Here is a 21,220-nt window from a genome sequence, read left to right as displayed (position 1 = left end):
CTGGCTGAAACCTTGGGCAAGGCCGAGTTGAAGGGTCGCACGTTCGGGGATACTGAGTTCGTGATAGGACATAGTGGCAGCACCGTACCGGAAAGGTCAGGTGTTGCACTCAGTTTTTGCGGCCGCCCCTTATCTGTGCCTTTGGATGAGTAAGTTCACCTTTCCCACAAGTAGGTGTTCTTATGGAGTTGTGTTTCGAGGAATTATCCTTATTAAACTGCAAGAAGCATGTTTTTACAGTTTGCAGTAAATATTCACAAAGTCTTTTTTGGATTTTTCCTACTTGGTTTGGTTTGTTCGACCTACCTGCTCAGGTGAATCGGGCGACATATATATAAAAAAAGGTCGCGGATACTCCTCTGGCGTCGGACGGAGCCGACTTTTGATGTAAGTAGTTGGAAACTCCAGACTTTCGGCGCTTCTAAAAAACCCTTCTTGATAACAGCGGTTGTTGCTTTTTCAGCGACGGCTCGAGGCCCTCTGAATGACATGACAGTCTGGGGGTTAATTATTAAGTGGGGTTGTAAGTCGCACTGACTATATCGCTGGGTTAATACGTCCTGCGCACAGTCGTGACAGGAATAGTTCAAGATATTTATTAGGTGAAAATCTGTATGAAAAGTAAGTTCAAAACTGCACTGCTGTCCGTTGGGCTGCTGATGGGTTCGGTTACCGCTGCGCAAGCGGCGGACGGCACCGTTACGTTTTTGGGGTCGGTGCATTCGGGGGCTTGTTCCATCAAGCCGGAATCTGTCGATCAGAGCGTTCACTTGGGGTCGATTGCAAAGCATCAACTGATGGCGGGAGGGAAGTCCACCCCCAGAAGTGTGTTCATAGAACTTGAAGGTTGCGATTTGACCGGCCTCACCGACAAGACGGTGACGACGACCTTCACGGGGGCGCCCTCCGCAGCAGTGCCGGGTGCGCTGGGTACGGTCGGCGGCGCGGGCGGCGTGGGCATCATGATGACCCACGGCGATAAGCTCGTTGAACTGGGTGTTCCAACGACCCCGCAACTTATTACTGCCGGTAACAACACGCTGGAATTCGGTGCGTACGTACAAGGTGCCGCCACGGCGCCGATCATTCCGGGTGATTTCAGTGCGGTAGCCAACTTTACCTTGGCTTATCAGTAAGGCTTCGCCCCTGCCACTTTCGGGTGGCAGGGGACACTGGTGGGAGATCCCGGTGAATACATTCATGCATCTCGCTGCTGCCTCTTCTTTAACGGTGTTCATTGCCCCTTGGGTTTTCGCTCAGGCGACTACTCAGGGCGATGGGACAGTGCTGTTGGGCGGGCAAGTGGTTGACTCCGCCTGCGGGCTGGAAGTGACAACGGTCGATCAAACGATTGAGATGGCTCCCGAGCCCATTGGCCGGCTGTTGCGGTACGGGCAGGGCAATACGCAGCCCTTTGAGTTGCGTCTGGTTAATTGTTCATTGACACGCCCTGATCCATCTCGCCCAGGCCAAAACCTGCCTGACTGGCAGCACCTGCGCGTGACCTTTGACGGTCCCCGAGACAGAGGCGGGCGTTCCTTTGCGGTCTCTGGTGACTCGCAAGGGGTCGCTCTTCATATTGAAGATGTGAATGGCCAAGAGAGTGTTCCGGGTGTGCCAATGGCGCTGCAACCATTGGCTGAAGGTGACATGACACTTCACTACACGCTTCGCTTGGTCGGCAATGGGTTGTCGATGTTGGCCGGGGCTCATACAGCGGCAGTGAAGTTCAAGTTGGAATACTTTTGAACAGTAATGGGTTGTTTGCATGTTGAATACGTCGACGCTCAAAAATACGCTCCGCCCAAGTATATTTGGCGGGCTGATGTCGCTGGCCGGAACCGCATTAGGTGCCGCGGATATCGAGTTCAATACCGACGTTCTGGATCTGAGTGATCGCACGAATATTGATTTGTCTCAGTTTGCCCGTAGTGGGTTTGTTATGCCTGGCACTTATTCGATGATGGTGCAGGTTAATGCCCAGGCTATTGCCGAGCAATCAGTCGCGTTTTATCCCCCTGACAATGACCCCAAGGGCAGTCAGGCTTGTTTAACTGAAGATCTGGTGGAACTACTGGGCCTCAAAGCCTCAGAAGTTGCTGCACTCGTCGGCTGGAAAGGTGGGCAGTGCCTGGATATCAAAGGCTTGGCCGGCGTTGAAGTCAGTGCAGATTTGGCCACCTCGACACTGAACATCAACATCCCCCAGGCCTATCTGGAATACAGCGCCATCAACTGGGACCCGCCTTCTCGCTGGGATGAAGGGGTGCCCGGGCTGCTGCTTGACTACAACATGACGGCGCAGTCCAACTATCAAAAGAAAGACGGCACCCGCAATAGCCTCAGTGGTAACGGAACACTGGGAGCCAATGCCGGGGCATGGCGTTTGAGGGCCGATTGGCAGGGGCGAGTAGACAACCGAAGTGAGGCGTTGCCGGTCGGTCAGAAACTGGAATGGAGCCGTTATTACGCGTATCGCGCCGTTCCGTCATTGAAGGCGCGGCTGGTGGTGGGCGAGGACTACTTGTATTCGGACCTGTTTGACAGCTTTCGTTTTACCGGGGCTGCACTCAAGTCGGATGAAAGCCAACTGCCGCCCAATTTGCGTGGTTACGCACCGCAAGTGGTAGGCGTCGCCAAGACTAATGCCAAAGTCATCATCAGCCAGCAAGGGCGTGTGCTGTATGAAACGCTTGTTGCGGCAGGGCCTTTTCGCATCCAGGACCTTAGCGACGCGGTGTCCGGCACGCTGGATGTGCGGGTGGAAGAGCAAGACGGAACCGTGCAGAGATTCCAGATGGATACGGCAGGCGTTCCCTACCTGACCCGACCAGGGCAGATTCGGTACAAGCTCGCCACCGGCAGACCGTCCAATCTCCAGCACGGTGGTGACGGCGACTTTTTCGGTACCGGCGAATTCTCCTGGGGGATCAGCAATGGCTGGTCGCTTTTGGGCGGTGGTATAGCTGATAGCAACTACCGTGCGCTGACTCTCGGTGTGGGCCGTGACCTGATGGCATTCGGGGCTGTATCGCTGGATGTGACGCAGTCCCATGCCGATGTTTGGAATGAGTCGTTGTCGGGCAAGTCCTACCGTCTTCAATACTCCAAGAACTTTGAACGATACGACAGCCAAGTAACGTTCGCCGGTTATCGGTTTTCCGATAAGAACTTCCTGAGCATGGGGGAATATCTGGACGCCCGCCATTACGGGTTGAATGGTGAACTTGCCGGGCGGCACGACGAAATGAATGACCGTGGTAGTAGCTGGAGGCCGATTGGCGATAGCAAGGCCCTTTATACGGTAACGATGAGCAAGCAATTCCGTGACCTGGGAGCCACTGTCTACGCCAGTTATAACAAACGAACTTATTGGGGACAGCCGGACAGTTCGCGCTGGAATCTATCGTTATCCCGCTACTTCAATGTGGGGTCCGTCAAAAACATGAGCTTGTCCCTGAACATGTATCGCAGCCAGGATTACAACTATAAGGACAACGGTATGGCGCTGACCGTCAGCCTGCCATTGGGGCGCACCGGCACACTGTCGCTGGATGCAAATAGAGCGGCAGGCCAAAACACGTTTTCAACACGCTACAGCGACCGCATCGATGAACGTAACAGCTATCAACTGAGCGCCAGCAACAACGCTGCCAGCGGCTATCTGAATCATGTCGGTGATTGGGCCGATATTGATCTGAGCGCCAGCACCCAACAAGGCGATAGCCGCACCCTCGGTGCCTCAATTCGCGGTGGTGGCACGCTGACGGCTCATGGTGGCGCCCTGCATCGTACCAACAGCCAGGGTGGCACCCGCCTGATGATCGATACCGGCGGTGTACCCGATGTACCTATGCGGGGTTACGGCGCACCGACGCGCACCAACGCCTTTGGCAAAGCGGTCATTTCCGACATCGGTAGCTATCAGCGTACGGCGGCCAGTGTCGATTTGGAGAGCCTGCCTAGCAATGTCGAAGCCACACAATCGGTGACGCAACTGACGCTCACTGAAGGGGCAATCGGTTATCGCGCAATTGACGTGATTTCGGGTGAGAAGGCCATGGCGGTGCTGCGCCTGCCTGATGGTAGTTCGCCACCCTTTGGCGCGACGGTGAAAAACATGAAGCAGCAGGACACCGGGATCGTGAATGACGACGGCAACGTCTACCTGAGCGGCATTCATGCCGGCCAGCAGATGGTCGTCAGTTGGGGCGGCGTCAAGCGTTGCACATTAACGCTTCCTGTCGTTTTGCCGGCCGATAGCTTGACCGATGTTCTGCAACTGCGATGCCAAATGGTAATCGCCGATCAATCCTTACCCAAGCCAGACGCGCTGAGCGGCAAGCGCAACGATACGGAGAACACAGCCTCATGATGTTTCATTCGCACCCCGCACCCTGGGTCTTTGCACTGTTGGTTTCAGGCTTGAGCCATAGCGCTTGGGCTGCTGTCGGTCTGGACCGTACCCGTGTGATTTTCGATGGAAGCAAAGACGCCACCAGCGTGAGCATCACTAACAACAATACCCAGCTTCCGTATTTGGCCCAGGGTTGGATCGAGGATGAAGCCGGCGAAAAAATCACCTCGCCCCTGATCGTACTGCCGCCCGTTCAGCGATTGGAGCCAGGCAAACAGAGCCAGGTGAAAGTGCAGGCATTACCCGCTGCCAAGTCGCTGCCACAAGACCGGGAGACTATCTATTACTTCAATTTGAGGGAGATTCCGCCGCGCAGCGACAAGGCCAACACCCTGCAAATCGCGCTGCAAACCCGGATCAAGTTGTTTTACCGTCCGCAGGCGATCGCACCCAGCCAGCAAGACCTTGCCAATCCCTGGCAGGAAAAGCTGACCCTTACCCGCGAAGGCCAACATTACCGGGTGCACAACCCAACGCCTTACTACGTGACCCTAGTGGATGCGCGCAGCAGTAAGGAGGGTAAAACCCTGGCGCAGTTCGAGCCGCTGATGGTCCCGCCCAAAGGCTCACAGACCTTGGGCCCAACGGCCAAAGCACTTGGTACGACGCCGTATTTGTCCTATGTGAATGATTACGGCGGCCGTCCGCTACTGGCGTTCACGTGCAGTGGCGGGACGTGCAAGGTGAATTCGCAAGCATCAGCGCCTGGTCAGTAGTACCTGCTGCAGGAGAACGTCATGAAGTTGCATACAGTGAAGGTTTTGGGCTGCCTATGGGTGGCCTTGGTGGGGCAGGTATACGCCGCGGATGAAGAGGATGTCGAAGGCGCAGTCGGGATGCTCAATGTGAAGGGCTCCATGTATGAAACCCCTTGCAGTGTGGAGATGGCCTCCCAGTATCAAACGGTCGACCTGGGCGCCATATCTGCCGGTCGGTTGCAACGGGCGGGCGATCAGGCCGACTCCGTGGCTTTTCAACTGCGCTTCGATGATTGTCAGCGAACCGCGGGCCGTATCGTTAACGAGCGTACGGGAAACCTGGTCTGGAGCGCCCATCAACCGGTGCTCTCGGTGACGTTTGTCGCGCCTGCCGATGCCGATGACCCGCGATTGGTCAAGGTGCAGGGTGTAACTGGAATGGGGCTGCGTTTGACCGACGCTCTGGGGCGCGATGTGCCGTTGGGCGCCAGAGGGGAGCCTCTGTTCATACCCACCGGCGACAGCATGCAAACCTGGAATGTCCAGCCCACGCGAACCTCTGCGCCACTGACCAGCGGGGCATTTCGGGCTGTGGTGGATTTCAGGCTCAATTATGAGTGAGGGCAGAACAATGACCAGGTTAACCGGCTCGCGGGCCATGTTTATCGGCGCGGGCCTACTGTGGGTTGTCAGTTCGGGTGCGCAAGCCGATGCCAACCTGAACATCCGCGCAGTCATCATTGCACCTCCGCCCTGTGTCATTAACAGTGGCGGCACGCTGAACATACCGTTTGGCAACGACCTGCTGACGTCACGGATCGACGGCGTCAATTACCGTCGAAACGTGCCTTATACGGTCACGTGCGACTCCCCCTTCAGCAACGCGATGACGCTGGAACTCAAAGGCACGGGAGCTTCGTTTGATAGCAAGGTGCTCCTGACCCGCAATACGGATCTTGGCGTAAAGCTGTTCGTCAACGGTGCCGATTGGCCGCTCAATACGGCGGTGAAATTTACCCATCCCAACTTTCCGGTGGTGCAAGCAGTGCCGGTTAAACGTGCAGGCAGCCAGTTGAGGGGCGGAACTTTCGATGCGGCTGCCACCCTCGTGGTCGAGTACCAATGAAGAGCACTGATAAAGAGGAACGATCCATGACAAGTTGGCCGCAGCGAGCATTACTCGCCTTGTGTTCAATCGGCCTTTGCAGTGGTGCGTCGGCCAACCTGACATTCAGCGGAACACTGAACGCGCCTCCGCCGTGCACGATTGACTCGGGCAGCACGATTGAAGTCGATTTTGGCGATGTCGGGATCAAGCGTGTCGACGGGGTGCAATACCGCAGGGGCGTGGGTTACACCATCCAATGTGGCACCGACACACTGCCGTGGTTACTCAAGTTGAGTGTCAACGGCACGGCAACCACGTTTGACCCATCGGCGGTGCAGAGCAGCGTGCCTGAATTGGGCATTCGACTGTTTCAGAACAACGTGCCGTTCTCACTCAACACGCCACTGAATATCACCCTGTCGTCACCGCCCACATTGGAAGTTGTACCCGTCAAACGGCCCGGTTCGGTTCTGACGCCAGCACCGTTCACGGCGGTGGCCACATTGTTGGCCGAATACCAATAGGAGCCGAGATTTATGGGACGTGAAAACATTCATTGGGGCCGTGGCCTGTTGGCGTTGCTGCTCACCGCAGGCTTGGCCCCCATGGTGCATGCAGTGGACAACCTGCGGCTCAAAGGAAATCTGGTTGCCCAGGCCTGCACGATCCGCCCGGGCGATGAAGCCATCACCCTGCAGCTTTGGGACCTCACCAGCAAGCACCTTTACATCAACACGCGTTCGGAGGGTAAAGGGTTCAAGCTGCACCTGGAGGATTGCGATACCACCATTGGCGATACGGTCACTGTCATGTTCGGTGGGGTCGAAAACCGCGAGTTGCCTGGCTTGTTCGCGCTCGATGGTGGCAGTGGCGCCTCAGGTATCGGGCTGGGGCTGGAAACGCTGAGTAACAAGCCACTGCCCATCAACAGCGTCAGCGACAAACAGGTTTTGACCAACGGTAACAACGTGATCGAGCTCAAAGCCTATGTGCAGGGTGAGCCGCAGGCGATTAGGGACGAGACCATCGGGCCTGGCGCTTACAGGGTGACTTCCACGTTTACGCTGGATTATCCGTAGCTGTGAACCGTCATACATAGACAAACAGCCTAAGACAAACCTCAACTCTCTTCTGGGCGGCTTTAACGTGCGGGCTGATGTTCGCTGGGAGGTGTTCGGATAGAAGAGCAACGAGAGATCAACATGAAACGACTAAATACAGCCATTGTGCTTCTCGTCCTGATATGTGTTACGCCGATCGCGAGAGCCGTTGATTGCCGTGTGAATGGCGGACCCTGGACCACGTTAATCACCGGGAATATAAATCTTGAGGTTCCCGTAAATGTCCGATTGGATACGGCCCAGCCGTATATCTTGCTCGAAGGGGCGCGGCTCGAGTGTCGCTACACGATCGGTCCCCAGACTCCATCTTGGAGGTTAGACTATTGGGCAACTGGCAGCAATGCCGGGACCCCTTGGGAACCTGGCCCCAAATTCGCTCTAGAGGGCACTGGATTACGAGTAAACGGAACGTTCCAAAACAGCCCTGTTCCTATTGGCATTAGGGTGATTTCGATGCCTGACAATGCAATTGCTTATCCCATCGATGTTACGCCTTACATTTTGATGCGTAACAATCCGAGCAATCCTATCGACATTAGAGTAGGGGACAACCTCGGCTTGTTACGTATGACCCAGACCAACAATGAAGATAACCGTTCGGTGCGTCTTGCGGTCAGGTACATTGCCAACAACAACTTCACCGTCTCACCCTCAACTTGCACCATCAACAATAACAACCCGATCGAGATCGACTTCGGCAACGTCCACCAGAGGGCGATCGGCACCGATCCACTGAGCAGTCCCATTAGCAGCAGCCGCAGACTTACCTACGCCTGCCCGCAGCCCGGGATTACCTCGCCGATCACCATTACGTATAAAGGAACCCCCACAGCGTTCAATGACCGCCTGTTGAGCATGAGCAATGCGGATGTGGGCACGGCAATGGTTCGTGGCGGGTCGGCGGTTCGGGTGAACGGTTCGTTCCTGACTCAGATTACCAACAGCAGCGGGGGCGACGATGTGACATTCACGCTCGTTAGGCGAGCGGGCTCCCTACCGGCCGCCGGGGCCATCAGCGGCAGCGGTGTACTGATAATGGGGGTGCCATGATGCTCGCCTGTGCAAGCGCAAGTGTCAGGCGCCGGGCTGCGGTTTGACGAAATCGAAGGCTGCCAGTTGGAACCCTTGCTCATCCACCTGCAATGCCCAGCCTTGCTTGTCCCAGTCTCCCAGTACGATGCGCTTGGCGGCGTGTTCGCCCAGTTGCAACTTGTGGATGGCGGGGCGGTGCGTGTGGCCGTGGACCAGGGTCTTGACCCCGTAGTGCTGCATGATGCGCGGCACTTCTTCAGGGGTGACATCAACGATGTCGTTGGCTTTCATGCGGGTTTGCGCACGGCTTTCACTGCGCAGTTTACGCGCCAGCCTGTGGCGGGCGCCCAGGGGCAGGTGACGCAGGATAAACAGGGTAATGGGGTGGCGCAGGTAGCGGCGCAGCTTCATATAGCCGATATCGCGGGTACACAAGCTGTCGCCGTGCATCAGTAGCACCGGTTCGCCATTGAGTTGCACGACGCTGGGGTCCTTGAGCAAGGTGGCGCCAGCGGCCTTGCAGAACGCTTGGCCCAGCAGGAAATCGCGGTTGCCGTGCATCAGAAAAATCTGGGTGCCATGGTCGCTCAAGTCCCGCAGCGCCTGGCAGATGGAACGCTGGAACGGCGTCATGGCGTCGTCGCCGATCCAGGCTTCAAAAAAGTCGCCCAGAATGTACAACGCCTGGGCCGAGCGGGCACGCCCGCCGAGCAAATCCAGAAACGCCCGGGTAATGTCCGGGCGCTCCTCTTCCAGATGCAAATCTGAAATCAGCAATATCACTCAATGATCTCGGCTTTCTCGATCACTACGTCTTCGGCCGGTACGTCCTGGTGGCCGGATTTCATGGTGGTAGCCACGCCCTTGATCTTGTCGACCACGTCAGTGCCTTCGATCACTTTGGCGAACACGGCATAACCCCAACCCTGCACATTCTTGCCGCTGTGGTTGAGGAAACTGTTGTCGGCGACGTTGATGAAGAACTGCGCGGAGGCCGAATGCGGCTCCATGGTGCGGGCCATGGCGACGGTGTACTTGTCGTTGGAAAGACCGTTGTCGGCTTCGTTCTGGATGCTTGGGCGCTTGTCTTTCTTTTCTTTCATGCCGGGCTCGAAACCGCCGCCCTGGATCATGAAGTTACCGATGACGCGGTGGAATACGGTGTTTTCGTAGTGGCCGGCGTTTACGTATTCGATGAAGTTGGCCACGGTGATCGGGGCTTTCTCGGCGTTCAGCTCCAGCACGATGTCGCCGTGGTTGGTGGTCAGTTTGACTTGGGTCATGTTCGCTACTCGTTCAATGAATGCATGGGTTTCGGGGCGCGGGCCCCCAACCGGTTTAGCCGCCAGCGGCGCAGGCTGCGCAGTTTAGCGTGGCCGGCGTGGATTTCGAGGGGGTTTTTCAAAACAGATGCATTAAACGCGGCTGTTTTACCGGGCTTCTCTGTCAGCGGCTTGACAGCATCGGCTATGATAGCCGCTTTGTTTTGTCCGGCCCCATGAAGGCCAAGCACCTGTACGCCCAAGGATCCTATGAGCAAGCCCACTGTCGACCCGACCTCGAATGCCAAGACCGGCCCAGCCGTGCCGGTCAACTTCCTGCGCCCGATCATCCAGGCGGACCTGGACTCGGGCAAGCACACTCAGATCGTCACCCGCTTTCCGCCGGAGCCCAACGGCTACCTGCACATCGGCCATGCCAAGTCGATCTGTGTGAACTTCGGCGTGGCCCAAGAGTTTGGTGGCGTCACGCACCTGCGTTTTGACGACACCAACCCGGCCAAGGAAGACCAGGAATACATCGACGCCATCCAGAGCGACATCAAGTGGCTGGGCTTTGAGTGGTCCGGCGAAGTGCGCTACGCCTCGCAGTATTTCGAGCAACTGCACGACTGGGCGGTGGAGCTCATCAAGTCCGGCAACGCCTATGTCTGCGACCTGACCCCCGAGCAAGCCAAGGAGTACCGCGGCAACCTCACCGAGCCGGGCAAGAACAGCCCGTTCCGCGAGCGTTCGGTAGAAGAGAACCTGGACTGGTTCGCCCGGATGCGCGCCGGTGAGTTCCCGGACGGCGCCCGGGTGCTGCGGGCCAAGATCGACATGGCCTCGCCGAACATGAACCTGCGCGACCCGATCATGTACCGCATCCGCCACGCCCACCACCACCAGACCGGCGACACCTGGTGCATCTACCCCAACTACGACTTCACCCACGGTCAGTCGGACGCCATCGAAGGCATCACCCACTCGATCTGCACCCTGGAATTCGAAAGCCACCGTCCACTGTACGAGTGGTTCCTGGACAAGCTGCCGGTGCCCGCGCACCCGCGCCAGTACGAATTCAGCCGCCTGAACCTGAACTACACCATCACCAGCAAGCGCAAGCTCAAGCAGTTGGTGGACGAGCAGCACGTCCACGGTTGGGATGACCCGCGCATGTCCACGCTTTCGGGTTTCCGCCGCCGTGGCTACACGCCCAAGTCGATCCGCAATTTCTGCGAAATGATCGGCACCAACCGTTCCGATGGCATCGTCGATTTCGGCATGCTGGAATTCAGCATCCGTGACGACCTCGACCACAGCGCCCCGCGCGCCATGTGCGTGCTACGCCCGCTGAAAGTGGTCATCACCAACTACCCAGAAGGTCAGGTCGAGAACCTCGAACTGCCGTGCCACCCCAAAGAAGACATGGGCGTGCGCGTACTGCCGTTTGCCCGCGAAATCTACATCGACCGCGACGATTTCATGGAAGAACCGCCAAAAGGCTACAAGCGCCTGGAACCGGCCGGTGAAGTGCGCCTGCGCGGCAGCTACGTGATTCGCGCCGACGAAGCGATCAAGGACGCCGAGGGCAACATCGTCGAACTGCGTTGCTCCTATGATCCCGAAACCCTGGGTAAAAACCCCGAAGGGCGCAAGGTGAAAGGCGTGGTGCACTGGGTGCCGGCCGCCGCCAGCGTCGAGTGCGAAGTGCGCCTGTATGACCGTCTGTTCCGCTCCGCCAACCCGGAGAAGGCCGAAGACGGCGAAAGCTTCCTGAACAACATCAACCCTGACTCCCTGCAGGTCCTCACCGGTTGTCGTGCCGAGCCATCGCTTGGCAATGCACAGCCGGAAGACCGTTTCCAGTTCGAGCGCGAAGGCTACTTCTGCGCGGATATCAAGGACTCGAAACCCGGTCACCCGGTATTCAACCGTACCGTGACCCTGCGTGACTCCTGGGGTCAGTGATTCAAGGAAGCTAACGTGCTAACGATCTACAACACGCTCACCAAGAGCAAAGAAGCCTTCAAGCCGCTCGATGGCAACAAGGTGCGCATGTACGTGTGCGGCATGACCGTGTACGACTACTGCCACATCGGCCATGGCCGCAGCATGGTCGCCTTCGACCTGGTGACCCGCTGGTTGCGTTTCAGCGGCTATGACCTGACGTACGTGCGCAACATCACCGACATCGACGACAAGATCATCAACCGCGCCAACGAAAACGGCGAGTCGTTCGACGCGCTCACCGAGCGCATGATCGCCGCCATGCACGAGGACGAGGCCCGCCTCAACATCCTCAAGCCCGACATGGAACCGCGGGCCACGGACCACATCCCGGGCATGCACGCGATGATCCAGACCCTGATCGACAAGGGTTACGCCTACGCCCCCGGTAATGGCGACGTGTACTACCGCGTCGCCAAGTTCATGGGCTACGGCAAGCTGTCGCGCAAGAAGATCGAAGACCTGCGCATCGGCGCGCGGATCGAGGTCGACGAGTCGAAGCAGGACCCGCTGGATTTCGTCCTGTGGAAAGCCACCAAGCCCGGCGAGCCGAGCTGGGAGTCGCCGTGGGGCGCCGGGCGGCCGGGCTGGCACATCGAATGCTCGGTGATGTCCACCTGCTGCCTGGGCGAGACCTTCGACATCCATGGCGGCGGTAGCGACCTGGAGTTCCCGCACCACGAGAACGAAATCGCCCAGAGCGAAGCCGCCACCGGCAAGACCTACGCCAATGCCTGGATGCACTGCGGCATGATCCGCATCAATGGCGAGAAGATGTCCAAGTCCTTGAACAACTTCTTCACCATTCGCGACGTGCTGGCCAAGTACCACCCGGAAGTGGTGCGCTACCTGCTGGTGTCGAGCCACTACCGCAGCGCTATCAACTACTCCGAAGACAACCTCAAGGACGCCAAGGGCGCCCTGGAGCGGTTCTACCATGCGTTGAAAGGCCTGCCGAACGTGGCGCCGGCCGGTGGCGAAGGGTTTGTCGAGCGTTTCACCCAGGTGATGAACGACGACTTCGGCACCCCGGAAGCCTGCGCCGTGCTGTTTGAGATGGTGCGCGAGATCAACCGCCTGCGCGAGAGCGACCTGGACGCCGCGGCTGGCCTGGCCGCACGCCTGAAGGAACTGGCCAGCGTGCTGGGGGTGTTGCAGCTTGAAGCCGACGACTTCCTTCAGGCCGGTGCCGAAGGCCGGGTGGACGCAGCGCAGGTTGACGCGCTGATCCAGGCGCGCCTGAACGCCCGCGCCAACAAGGACTGGGCCGAATCCGACCGCATCCGCGACCAGCTCACCGCCCTGGGCGTGGTGCTGGAAGACGGCAAGGGCGGCACGACCTGGCGCCTGGCGGACTGATCGCCAGCCCCGCCGCCAACAAAAACCCGCCTTGTGCGGGTTTTTTTTGGTTTGAAGGCTCGGGTTTTGGGGTGTGGTGGCTTCTGCCATCGCGCGCGAGCCCGCGATGACCATTTTCAGGCCGACCTCCCGACAGCCTGTTTATGGGCCAAAACCGCTAACGCATCTGGCGCAACCGCTTGTACAGCGTGTTGCGGCTGACCCCCAGGCGTCGGGCGAGGTGGGAGATATTGCCGCCCGTGGCTTGCAGTTCGCGGGCCAGGGCTTGAGGGTCGTTGAGGTCGATCGGCCGCAATGGCGGGGTGTCGTGTGGCGCCATGTGCAGGTCGAGCAAGAACTCGTCTGGCAGATGCTCCACCCGGATCGGCTGGTGTTGGGCCATGGCCAGGGCCACCTGGATCACGCTGCTGGCCTGGCGCAGGTTGCCGGGCCAGGGGTGGCGCTCGAACAGTTCCAGCACTTCGGGGCTCAGGCCGGCCCACTGAAGGGGTTCGCGGTGCTGTTCCCACAGACGTGTGAACAGCACTTGTTTGTCGGTGCGCTCGCGCAGCGGCGGCAGTTGCAGGGTCAGGCCGCCGATGCGGTAGTACAGGTCTTCGCGAAAGCGGCCCTGCTGTACCTGCTCGCGCAATGGGTGGTTGGTGGCCGACAGGATGCGAATATCGACCGGGTACAACTGGCTACAGCCCACCGGTTGCACGCAGCGCTCCTGCAACACCCGCAGCAGCCGCGCCTGGGTGGCTAGCGGCATATCGCCGACTTCATCGAGAAACAAGGTGCCTTTGTCCGCTTGGCGGATCAGGCCGATGCTGCCCTTGTGGTGGGCGCCGGTGAATGCGCCTTTCTCATAGCCAAACAGTTCCGATTCCACCAGTTCGGCGGGGATCGCCGCGCAGTTCACGGCGATCAGCGGTTTTGCCCGACGTGAGCCGGCCTGGTGCAGGGCCTTGACGAAGACTTCCTTGCCCACGCCTGTCTCGCCATGGATCAGCAGGGGAATGTCTTTTTCAATTAGGCGTTCGGCCTGGCGCACGGCTTTTTCCATGCGCGGGTCGCCGCCGTGCAGGCTGTCCAGGCCCAGGTGCGCGGCGGCCGGCGCGGGTTGGCGGGGCGCGGGCTTGGGCCGCGGGCGTTTGAGCAGGCACTGGAAGCGGCTGCGGCCCGCAGCGTGCAGGGCGAAGGGCAGGCCATCGCCGTGGTTGCGTAACTCGGCCAGGGCGACGTTGAACAGGTAATCGACTTGGCCTTGAGCCAGGTTCACGCCCAACAGGTTGTCGGCGCGGCGGTTGGCTGCCAACACCCGGCCGTCCTCGTCGAACACCAGCAACCCGGCCCATTGGCTGTCAAGGTTGTTGGGGCCGGTGTTAAAGGTCAGCTGCCAGTGTTCGTCGTGGAACAGGTCGAGGATCAGGCGGTTTTCCACGCTCTGGCTCATCATCCGCACCATGCCCAGGGTGTGGGAGGGCGGCAGGTAGCTGTCGCTGGACACGTCCAATACGCCAATCACCTGGCGGGCGGCGTCGAAAATCGGCGCCGCCGAGCCGGTCATGAAGCGATTGGCCTTGAGAAAGTGTTCATCGTGCTCGATATGCACCGCTTGGCCGCAGGCCAGCGCGGTGCCAATGGCGTTGGTGCCGGTACTGCATTCGCGCCAACTGGCCCCGGCCTGGAAGCCTCGGGCCAGGGCCGGCTGGATAAAACGCTGGGTGCCCCAGGCCGTGAGTACTTGGCCCTGGCGGTCGGCCAGCATCATCAGGCAGTTGGAGTTACTCAGGATGTTTTCGTAATAAGGCAGCACCTCCTGGCGGGTGATGTGGACCAGGGGTTGGTGGCTTTCCAATAGTTGGGCGAGGGCCGGCTCTGCTGGCGGCTCAAAGCACGGTGCGCTCTGATGGCTGAGGCCGAAGGCCCGGCAGCGCGACCAGGAATCGCGCACGATGGCGTCGTGGGGCAGGGGTGAAACCGGTGCGGCCATGGGAACAGCCTCTGGATGACGTGCTTATTGTTGTTGTGGCGCCAAGCGTGCAAAAGCGTCCATGGAGTGTTGTTCAGGATTGTTCATTGTCAATCCGCGTGCTGTTCAAGTGTTCAGCGGCCACTGTTCATTTGTGTTCAGCCTCGAACAGCGGTGTTCCTTGGGTTGCGGGAAAAACTTGCAGGATCAATGGCTTGCGATTTCTGGCATGAATGTCGCTGTGTGGCTGCGGTCGCTTAACTGCAAGCATAAAAGGCCCAGCCATGTCCCTGACCCTGGAGCACGTCTGCCGCACTGTCGAAGGCCAGGTATGGATCGACGATTGTTCGCTGCGGTTTGAACCCGGTTCCTTCAACGTGCTGCTGGGCCGTACCTTGTCCGGCAAGACCAGCCTGATGCGCTTGATGGCCGGCCTGGACCGGCCCGACAGCGGCCGGGTGCTGATGAACGACATCGACGTCACCGGCCAACCGGTGCGCCGGCGCAATGTGTCGATGGTTTACCAGCAGTTCATCAACTACCCGACCCTGACGGTGTTCGAGAACATCGCCTCGCCCCTGCGCCAGGCCGGCGTAGCGGTGGCGGTGATCGAGGAAAAAGTCCTGCAAGCGGCACGCATGCTGCGTATCGAGAAGTTCTTGCAGCGCTATCCACTGGAGCTTTCCGGTGGCCAGCAGCAGCGCACGGCGATGGCTCGGGCCCTGGTCAAGGACGCTGGGTTGATCCTGTTCGACGAACCCCTGGTCAACCTCGACTACAAGTTGCGCGAAGAACTGCGCCAGGAGATGCGCGAGTTGTTCCAGGCGCGCCATACCATTGCCATCTACGCCACCACCGAGCCCAACGAGGCCCTGGCCCTGGGCGGCACGACCACGATTTTGCACGAGGGCCGGGTGGTCCAGAGCGGCCCGACCGCCGAGGTCTATCACCAGCCACGCACGGTGCTGGCTGCCGAACTGTTTTCCGAGCCGCCGATCAACCTGATACCGGGGCGTATAGCGGGCAATGAGGTGAGTTTCGCCAACTTCGTGCATTTCCCCCTTAACCTCGACTTGCGCCCGGTGGGCGAGGGTGAGTTCCGCTTTGGCGTGCGCCCCAGCCATATCTCGCTGCTGCCTGGCAACGATGACGACCTGGAGCTGGCGGTCACCGTGGAAGTGGCGGAAATCAGCGGCTCGGAAACCTTCCTGCACGTGCGCAACGAGCATTTCCTGCTGGTGCTGCACCTGCCCGGCGTGCACGAGTACGACGTCGATGCGCCGATCCGCATCTACATCCCCACCCACAAGCTCTTCGTCTTCGATGCCCAGGGGCGCTTGCTCCAGGCGCCAGGGCGGCGTATCGCGAGGGTCGCCTGATGGCTCAGATCTGCTTGCAGCACCTGGCTCACAGCTACAGCCCTACGCCCAATGGGCCTGAGGACTACGCGATACGGGAAATGAACCATACCTGGGAGCAAGGCGGCGCCTACGCGCTGCTGGGGCCTTCGGGGTGCGGCAAGTCCACCTTGCTCAACATCATTTCCGGGTTGCTCAGCCCCTCCGAGGGCCAGGTGTTGTTCGACGGGCGGATCGTCAATGAGTTGACCCCCGAGCGGCGCAACATCGCCCAGGTTTTCCAGTTTCCGGTGGTGTACGACACCATGACCGTGTTCGACAACCTGGCCTTCCCCCTGCGCAACCAGGGCATGGCCGAGGCGCAGGTGCGCACTAAGGTGCAGGAGATCGCCGAGGTGCTTGACCTCACGCCGTTGCTGGGCAGGAAGGCACGCAACCTCAGCGCCGATGAAAAGCAGAAAGTCTCCATGGGCCGTGGCCTGGTGCGCGACGACGTGTCGGCGATCCTGTTCGACGAGCCGCTGACGGTGATCGACCCGCACCTGAAATGGAAGCTGCGGCGCAAGCTCAAGCAGATCCACGAGCAGTTCAACATCACCATGGTCTACGTCACCCACGACCAGTTGGAAGCGTCCACCTTCGCCGACAAGATCGCCGTGATGTATGGCGGGCAGATCGTGCAGTTCGGTACGCCGCGGCAACTGTTCGAGCGCCCTAGCCATACCTTTGTCGGCTATTTCATCGGCAGCCCTGGGATGAATCTGATTGAGGTGCAGGCCGAGCCCGGTGGCGTGGGGTTCGCTGGCACCCATCTGGCGCTGCCCGAGGCATTACAGCGGCGTATTGGCGAAACCGCCTACAAAACCCTGAAAGTCGGCATCCGCCCGGAATTCATTCACCTGTGGGATGAGCCTTGCGAGGACGCCTTGCAGGCCGGAGTCCTGCATGTCGAAGACCTGGGCACCTACAAAGTGCTCACCCTCGACTTGGACGGCGCGGTGCTCAAAGTACGCCTGGCCGAGGACAAGCCGCTGCCCGAGGGGCGGGCGTCCATCAGTTTTCCGGCGCAGTGGCTGATGGTCTATGCCGACGACTACCTGCTGCAGGTGCAGCCATGAGCAAGGTGCAGAACAACAAGGCCTGGTGGCTGGTATTGCCGGTGTTCCTGCTGGTGGCGTTCAGTGCGGTGATCCCGATGATGACGGTGGTCAACTACTCGGTGCAGGACATTTTCGACCAGTCCAGCCGCTATTTTGTCGGCGCCGACTGGTATCGCCAGGTGCTGCTGGACCCGCGCCTGCACGACTCGCTGTTGCGTCAGTTCATCTATTCGGCCTGTGTGTTGCTGATCGAAATCCCCCTGGGCATCGGCATCGCCCTGACCATGCCGGCCAAGGGCCGTTGGTCGTCGCTGGTGCTGATCGTGTTGGCGATTCCGCTGCTGATTCCGTGGAACGTGGTGGGCACTATCTGGCAGATATTCGGCCGCGCCGACATCGGCCTGATGGGGTCGAGCCTCAATGCCCTGGGTATCGACTACAACTACGCGGCCAACACCCTCGACGCCTGGGTCACGGTGCTGGTGATGGACGTGTGGCACTGGACGTCCCTGGTGGCCCTGCTGTGTTATTCGGGGTTGCGGGCCATTCCGGACGTGTACTACCAGGCTGCGCGTATCGACCGGGCGTCGGCCTGGGCGGTGTTTCGCCACATCCAGTTGCCGAAGATGAAAAGCGTGCTGTTGATCGCGGTGATGCTGCGCTTCATGGACAGTTTCATGATCTACACCGAGCCGTTCGTGCTGACCGGTGGCGGGCCGGGCAATGCCACCACCTTCCTCAGCCAGACCCTGACCCAGATGGCCGTCGGCCAGTTCGACCTGGGCCCGGCGGCGGCGTTTTCCCTGGTGTACTTCCTGATAATCCTGCTGGTGTCGTGGCTGTTCTACACCGCCATGACCCACGCTGACAGCCAGCGTTGAGGCCCCTGCCATGCCATTGAAAAAAGCCCTGCCGTTGCTGCTCTACATCCTGTTCCTGCTGGTGCCGATCTACTGGCTACTGAACATGTCCTTCAAGAGCAACACCGAAATCCTCGGCGGCCTGACCCTGTTTCCCCAGGACTTCACCCTGGCCAACTACAAGGTCATCTTCACCGACCCCAGTTGGTACACCGGCTACCTCAACTCGCTGTACTACGTAAGCCTTAACACGGTGATCTCCCTGGGGGTGGCACTGCCGGCGGCCTACGCCTTCTCGCGCTATCGCTTTTTGGGCGACAAGCACTTGTTCTTCTGGCTGCTGACTAACCGCATGGCACCGCCGGCGGTGTTTTTGCTGCCGTTTTTCCAGCTGTACTCCTCCATTGGCCTATTCGATACCCATATTGCCGTGGCCCTGGCCCATTGCCTGTTCAACGTGCCGTTGGCGGTGTGGATCCTCGAAGGCTTCATGTCGGGGGTGCCCAAGGAAATCGACGAAACGGCCTACATCGACGGCTATAGCTTTCCCCGGTTCTTCGTGAAAATTTTCATCCCGCTGATTGGCTCCGGCATCGGCGTGACGGCGTTTTTTTGCTTCATGTTTTCTTGGGTCGAACTGCTGCTGGCGCGCACCCTGACCTCGGTCAACGCCAAGCCTATCGCGGCGGTTATGACCCGCACCGTGTCCGCCTCGGGCATCGACTGGGGCGTGCTGGCGGCGGCCGGGGTGCTAACGATTTTGCCGGGCATGCTGGTGATCTGGTTTGTCCGCAACCATGTGGCCAAGGGCTTTGCCCTGGGCCGGGTGTGAGGAAACGATGATGCAATGGATGGCCTGGACCACCCCCACCGCGCTGTTTTTCACCGCCATTGCCCTGGTGCTGGTGGCCATGACCACCTGGGAGTTGCGCTCGCCCAGCGTGCCCCGGCGTGGTTTTTTGCCGATCAGCACCACCCGTGGTGATCGCCTGTTTATCGGTCTTCTCGGCAGCGCCTACCTGCATTTGCTGGTCATTGGCGTCACCGACTGGAGCATCTGGGGCGCGTGTGCGCTGTCCCTGGTGTGGCTGTTGGCTGTGATGCGATGGGGCTAGTTCGGCGAGCATGCCCTGAAACCCAAACCGGAGGTCTCTATGTTCGACAAAAACAACAAGCTGCGACATAGCATTTCAGTGGCAGCCGCCCTGGCCCTGTGCACCTTGAGCGCGGCGGCCTGGGCCGACGCCTACGAAGAGGCGGCGAAAAAATGGATCGGCAGCGAGTTCAAGCCATCCACCCTCAGCCAGGAGCAGCAACTGCAGGAGTTGCAGTGGTTTATCAAGGCGGCCGAGCCGTTTCGCGGGATGAAGATCAACGTCGTCTCGGAAACCCTGACCACCCATGAATACGAGTCCAAGGTGCTGGCCAAGGCTTTCAGCGAAATCACCGGGATCAAGTTGACCCACGACCTGTTGCAAGAAGGCGACGTGGTGGAAAAGCTGCAAACCCAGATGCAATCGGACAAGAACATCTATGACGGCTGGGTCAATGATTCGGACTTGATCGGTACGCACTTTCGCTACGGCAAGACCCAATCCATCACCGACCTGATGGCCAATGAAGGCAAGGACTACACCTCTCCCACCCTTGATCTGAAGGACTTCATCGGTATTTCCTTCACCACCGCGCCGGACGGCAAGGTCTACCAGCTCCCCGACCAGCAGTTCGCCAACCTGTACTGGTTCCGCGCCGACTGGTTCGAGCGGGCGGACCTGAAGGCTAAGTTCAAGGAAAAGTACGGCTACGAGCTGGGCGTGCCGGTGAACTGGTCGGCCTATGAAGACATCGCCAAGTTCTTCACCGAAGACGTCAAGGAGATCGACGGTAAGCGGGTTTACGGGCACATGGACTACGGCAAGAAAGACCCTTCCCTGGGCTGGCGCTTCACCGATGCCTGGTTCTCCATGGCCGGTGGCGGTGACAAGGGCCTGCCCAACGGCTTGCCGGTGGACGAGTGGGGGATTCGCGTCGAGGACTGCCACCCGGTGGGCTCCAGCGTGACCCGCGGCGGCGACACCAATGGCCCGGCGGCGGTCTATGCGACGCAAAAATACGTGGACTGGATGAAGGCCTACGCGCCACCGGAAGCGGCGGGCATGACCTTCTCCGAATCGGGGCCGGTGCCGTCCCAGGGCAACATCGCCCAGCAGATCTTCTGGTACACGGCCTTCACTGCCGACATGACCAAGCCCGGCCTGGCGGTGATGAACGCCGACGGCACGCCGAAATGGCGCATGGCGCCGTCGCCGCGCGGGCCGTACTGGGAGGAGGGCATGAAGCTGGGGTATCAGGACGTGGGGGCCTGGACCTTCCTCAAATCCACCCCGGAAAAACAGAAGTTGGCGGCGTGGCTGTACGCGCAGTTCGTGACCTCGAAAACCGTGTCGCTGAAGAAAACTATCGTCGGCTTGACGCCGATCCGCGAGTCGGACATCAACTCCCAGGCCATGACCGACCTGGCACCGAAACTCGGCGGGCTGGTGGAGTTCTACCGCAGCCCGGCGCGGGTGCAATGGACGCCGACCGGCACCAACGTGCCGGACTATCCGCGCCTGGCGCAGCTGTGGTGGAGCCATATTTCGGAGGCGGCCAGCGGCGAGAAAACCCCGCAACAAGCCCTCGATGGCCTGGCCAAGGACCAGGACGCGATCATGACCCGGCTTGAGCGCTCCAAGGTGCAACCGACCTGCGGGCCGAAAATGAACCCGGAGCGGGACGCGCAATACTGGTTCGACCAACCCGGTGCGCCCAAGCCGAAACTGGCCAACGAAAAACCCAAGGGTGAAACCGTGGCCTATGGCGAACTGCTCAAATCCTGGGAGGCGGCGCGCAAGTAGCAAGCGAGCTTGCCCGCGCAGGAGGGCCAAGCCCTCCTCATGCGGTG

20 protein-coding genes are annotated in these 21,220 nt (G+C 59.6%); 17 read left to right on the top strand and 3 right to left on the bottom strand.

The annotated features are described in order from the left end of the window. The first annotated feature begins 614 nt into the window (after window positions 1-614). From AC19YT_RS11290 to AC19YT_RS11250, 9 genes are all read left to right on the top strand, one after another. Window positions 615-1,136, top strand: a complete 522-nt coding sequence (locus AC19YT_RS11290; protein WP_095109982.1) for a fimbrial protein — start codon at window positions 615-617, stop codon at window positions 1,134-1,136. Between the two features lie 52 nt (window positions 1,137-1,188). Further along, window positions 1,189-1,749: a fimbrial protein gene (locus AC19YT_RS11285; RefSeq protein ID WP_095109981.1), complete on the top strand. Its 561-nt coding sequence runs from the start codon at window positions 1,189-1,191 to the stop codon at window positions 1,747-1,749. A gap of 19 nt (window positions 1,750-1,768) precedes the next feature. Next, entirely contained in the window at window positions 1,769-4,375 is a 2,607-nt protein-coding gene (locus tag AC19YT_RS11280) for an outer membrane usher protein (protein ID WP_095109980.1), read from the top strand. Further along, window positions 4,372-5,133: a fimbria/pilus periplasmic chaperone gene (locus AC19YT_RS11275; protein ID WP_095109979.1), complete on the top strand. Its 762-nt coding sequence runs from the start codon at window positions 4,372-4,374 to the stop codon at window positions 5,131-5,133. Before AC19YT_RS11280 ends, AC19YT_RS11275 begins: the two co-directional genes overlap by 4 nt. A 21-nt stretch (window positions 5,134-5,154) precedes the next feature. After that, on the top strand, window positions 5,155-5,736 hold the full coding sequence (locus tag AC19YT_RS11270; protein ID WP_095109978.1) for a fimbrial protein: 582 nt from the start codon (window positions 5,155-5,157) through the stop codon (window positions 5,734-5,736). 10 nt (window positions 5,737-5,746) lie between these two features. Continuing rightward, a complete protein-coding gene (locus tag AC19YT_RS11265) occupies window positions 5,747-6,241 on the top strand; it encodes a fimbrial protein (RefSeq protein WP_095110081.1) in 495 nt (164 codons plus the stop codon). Window positions 6,242-6,267: 26 nt separating this feature from the next. Further along, window positions 6,268-6,747 carry a fimbrial protein gene (locus tag AC19YT_RS11260; protein WP_095109977.1) on the top strand — a complete coding sequence of 160 codons (480 nt, stop codon included), beginning with the start codon at window positions 6,268-6,270 and terminating at the stop codon, window positions 6,745-6,747. 12 nt (window positions 6,748-6,759) lie between these two features. Further along, a complete protein-coding gene (locus AC19YT_RS11255) occupies window positions 6,760-7,302 on the top strand; it encodes a fimbrial protein (protein ID WP_500610251.1) in 543 nt (180 codons plus the stop codon). 123 nt (window positions 7,303-7,425) lie between these two features. Beyond that, window positions 7,426-8,394, top strand: a complete 969-nt coding sequence (locus AC19YT_RS11250; RefSeq protein ID WP_500610250.1) for a fimbrial protein — start codon at window positions 7,426-7,428, stop codon at window positions 8,392-8,394. Between the two features lie 24 nt (window positions 8,395-8,418). On the opposite strand, the gene AC19YT_RS11245 is transcribed toward AC19YT_RS11250, so the two are convergent. After that, window positions 8,419-9,159 (bottom strand): UDP-2,3-diacylglucosamine diphosphatase, encoded by a 741-nt coding sequence (locus tag AC19YT_RS11245; protein ID WP_095109974.1) that lies wholly within the window; start codon window positions 9,157-9,159, stop codon window positions 8,419-8,421. Continuing rightward, a complete protein-coding gene (locus AC19YT_RS11240; RefSeq protein ID WP_095109973.1) occupies window positions 9,156-9,659 on the bottom strand; it encodes a peptidylprolyl isomerase in 504 nt (167 codons plus the stop codon). The genes AC19YT_RS11245 and AC19YT_RS11240 overlap by 4 nt, the downstream gene beginning before the upstream one ends. 249 nt (window positions 9,660-9,908) lie before the next feature. Here AC19YT_RS11240 and AC19YT_RS11235 point away from each other — a divergent pair, with 249 nt between their 5' ends. Together AC19YT_RS11235 and cysS are read left to right on the top strand one after the other, a co-directional pair. Then, complete coding sequence (locus tag AC19YT_RS11235; protein WP_500598793.1) at window positions 9,909-11,606, top strand: glutamine--tRNA ligase/YqeY domain fusion protein; 1,698 nt, start codon at window positions 9,909-9,911, stop codon at window positions 11,604-11,606. Between the two features lie 15 nt (window positions 11,607-11,621). Further along, window positions 11,622-13,004, top strand: coding sequence for a cysteine--tRNA ligase (cysS, locus tag AC19YT_RS11230; protein ID WP_500610249.1), 1,383 nt, complete (start codon window positions 11,622-11,624; stop codon window positions 13,002-13,004). Window positions 13,005-13,161: 157 nt separating this feature from the next. Here the strand turns inward: cysS and AC19YT_RS11225 are convergent, their stop codons facing one another. Beyond that, window positions 13,162-14,979: a sigma-54-dependent Fis family transcriptional regulator gene (locus AC19YT_RS11225; protein ID WP_500610248.1), complete on the bottom strand. Its 1,818-nt coding sequence runs from the start codon at window positions 14,977-14,979 to the stop codon at window positions 13,162-13,164. A 263-nt stretch (window positions 14,980-15,242) separates the two neighbouring features. Between AC19YT_RS11225 and AC19YT_RS11220 the strand changes: the two genes are divergently transcribed. From AC19YT_RS11220 to AC19YT_RS11195, 6 genes are read left to right on the top strand one after another with little or no spacing between them, the layout of a single operon-like run. Next, entirely contained in the window at window positions 15,243-16,337 is a 1,095-nt protein-coding gene (locus AC19YT_RS11220; RefSeq protein WP_500610247.1) for an ABC transporter ATP-binding protein, read from the top strand. Then, window positions 16,337-17,434 (top strand): ABC transporter ATP-binding protein, encoded by a 1,098-nt coding sequence (locus AC19YT_RS11215; RefSeq protein ID WP_500610246.1) that lies wholly within the window; start codon window positions 16,337-16,339, stop codon window positions 17,432-17,434. Before AC19YT_RS11220 ends, AC19YT_RS11215 begins: the two co-directional genes overlap by 1 nt. Continuing rightward, window positions 17,431-18,297 (top strand): carbohydrate ABC transporter permease, encoded by an 867-nt coding sequence (locus AC19YT_RS11210; RefSeq protein WP_095109967.1) that lies wholly within the window; start codon window positions 17,431-17,433, stop codon window positions 18,295-18,297. Before AC19YT_RS11215 ends, AC19YT_RS11210 begins: the two co-directional genes overlap by 4 nt. Window positions 18,298-18,307: 10 nt before the next feature. Beyond that, complete coding sequence (locus AC19YT_RS11205; protein ID WP_095109966.1) at window positions 18,308-19,108, top strand: carbohydrate ABC transporter permease; 801 nt, start codon at window positions 18,308-18,310, stop codon at window positions 19,106-19,108. A 10-nt stretch (window positions 19,109-19,118) separates the two neighbouring features. Continuing rightward, window positions 19,119-19,391, top strand: coding sequence for a DUF2160 domain-containing protein (locus tag AC19YT_RS11200; protein WP_500598799.1), 273 nt, complete (start codon window positions 19,119-19,121; stop codon window positions 19,389-19,391). A gap of 39 nt (window positions 19,392-19,430) precedes the next feature. Next, window positions 19,431-21,173 carry an ABC transporter substrate-binding protein gene (locus AC19YT_RS11195; protein WP_095109964.1) on the top strand — a complete coding sequence of 581 codons (1,743 nt, stop codon included), beginning with the start codon at window positions 19,431-19,433 and terminating at the stop codon, window positions 21,171-21,173. The last annotated feature ends 47 nt before the right edge of the window (window positions 21,174-21,220 follow it).

Source organism: Pseudomonas sp. MF08875, from assembly GCF_059862525.1.
The sequence above is the reverse complement of the archived record's forward strand: the minus strand, read 5'-3'. Positions and strand labels throughout refer to the sequence as shown.

What these genes read in the sequence shown, in the direction of transcription:
- AC19YT_RS11225 (WP_500610248.1), bottom strand. Translation starts at nt 14,979, where the DNA reads ATGGCCGCACCGGTTTCACCCCTGCCCCACGACGCCATCGTGCGCGAT.
- AC19YT_RS11210 (WP_095109967.1), top strand. Translation starts at nt 17,431, where the DNA reads ATGAGCAAGGTGCAGAACAACAAGGCCTGGTGGCTGGTATTGCCGGTG.
- AC19YT_RS11260 (WP_095109977.1), top strand. Translation starts at nt 6,268, where the DNA reads ATGACAAGTTGGCCGCAGCGAGCATTACTCGCCTTGTGTTCAATCGGC.
- AC19YT_RS11275 (WP_095109979.1), top strand. Translation starts at nt 4,372, where the DNA reads ATGATGTTTCATTCGCACCCCGCACCCTGGGTCTTTGCACTGTTGGTT.
- AC19YT_RS11205 (WP_095109966.1), top strand. Translation starts at nt 18,308, where the DNA reads ATGCCATTGAAAAAAGCCCTGCCGTTGCTGCTCTACATCCTGTTCCTG.
- AC19YT_RS11195 (WP_095109964.1), top strand. Translation starts at nt 19,431, where the DNA reads ATGTTCGACAAAAACAACAAGCTGCGACATAGCATTTCAGTGGCAGCC.
- AC19YT_RS11240 (WP_095109973.1), bottom strand. Translation starts at nt 9,659, where the DNA reads ATGACCCAAGTCAAACTGACCACCAACCACGGCGACATCGTGCTGGAG.
- AC19YT_RS11235 (WP_500598793.1), top strand. Translation starts at nt 9,909, where the DNA reads ATGAGCAAGCCCACTGTCGACCCGACCTCGAATGCCAAGACCGGCCCA.
- AC19YT_RS11215 (WP_500610246.1), top strand. Translation starts at nt 16,337, where the DNA reads ATGGCTCAGATCTGCTTGCAGCACCTGGCTCACAGCTACAGCCCTACG.
- AC19YT_RS11270 (WP_095109978.1), top strand. Translation starts at nt 5,155, where the DNA reads ATGAAGTTGCATACAGTGAAGGTTTTGGGCTGCCTATGGGTGGCCTTG.
- AC19YT_RS11290 (WP_095109982.1), top strand. Translation starts at nt 615, where the DNA reads ATGAAAAGTAAGTTCAAAACTGCACTGCTGTCCGTTGGGCTGCTGATG.
- AC19YT_RS11255 (WP_500610251.1), top strand. Translation starts at nt 6,760, where the DNA reads ATGGGACGTGAAAACATTCATTGGGGCCGTGGCCTGTTGGCGTTGCTG.
- AC19YT_RS11220 (WP_500610247.1), top strand. Translation starts at nt 15,243, where the DNA reads ATGTCCCTGACCCTGGAGCACGTCTGCCGCACTGTCGAAGGCCAGGTA.
- AC19YT_RS11200 (WP_500598799.1), top strand. Translation starts at nt 19,119, where the DNA reads ATGCAATGGATGGCCTGGACCACCCCCACCGCGCTGTTTTTCACCGCC.
- AC19YT_RS11280 (WP_095109980.1), top strand. Translation starts at nt 1,769, where the DNA reads ATGTTGAATACGTCGACGCTCAAAAATACGCTCCGCCCAAGTATATTT.
- AC19YT_RS11250 (WP_500610250.1), top strand. Translation starts at nt 7,426, where the DNA reads ATGAAACGACTAAATACAGCCATTGTGCTTCTCGTCCTGATATGTGTT.
- AC19YT_RS11265 (WP_095110081.1), top strand. Translation starts at nt 5,747, where the DNA reads ATGACCAGGTTAACCGGCTCGCGGGCCATGTTTATCGGCGCGGGCCTA.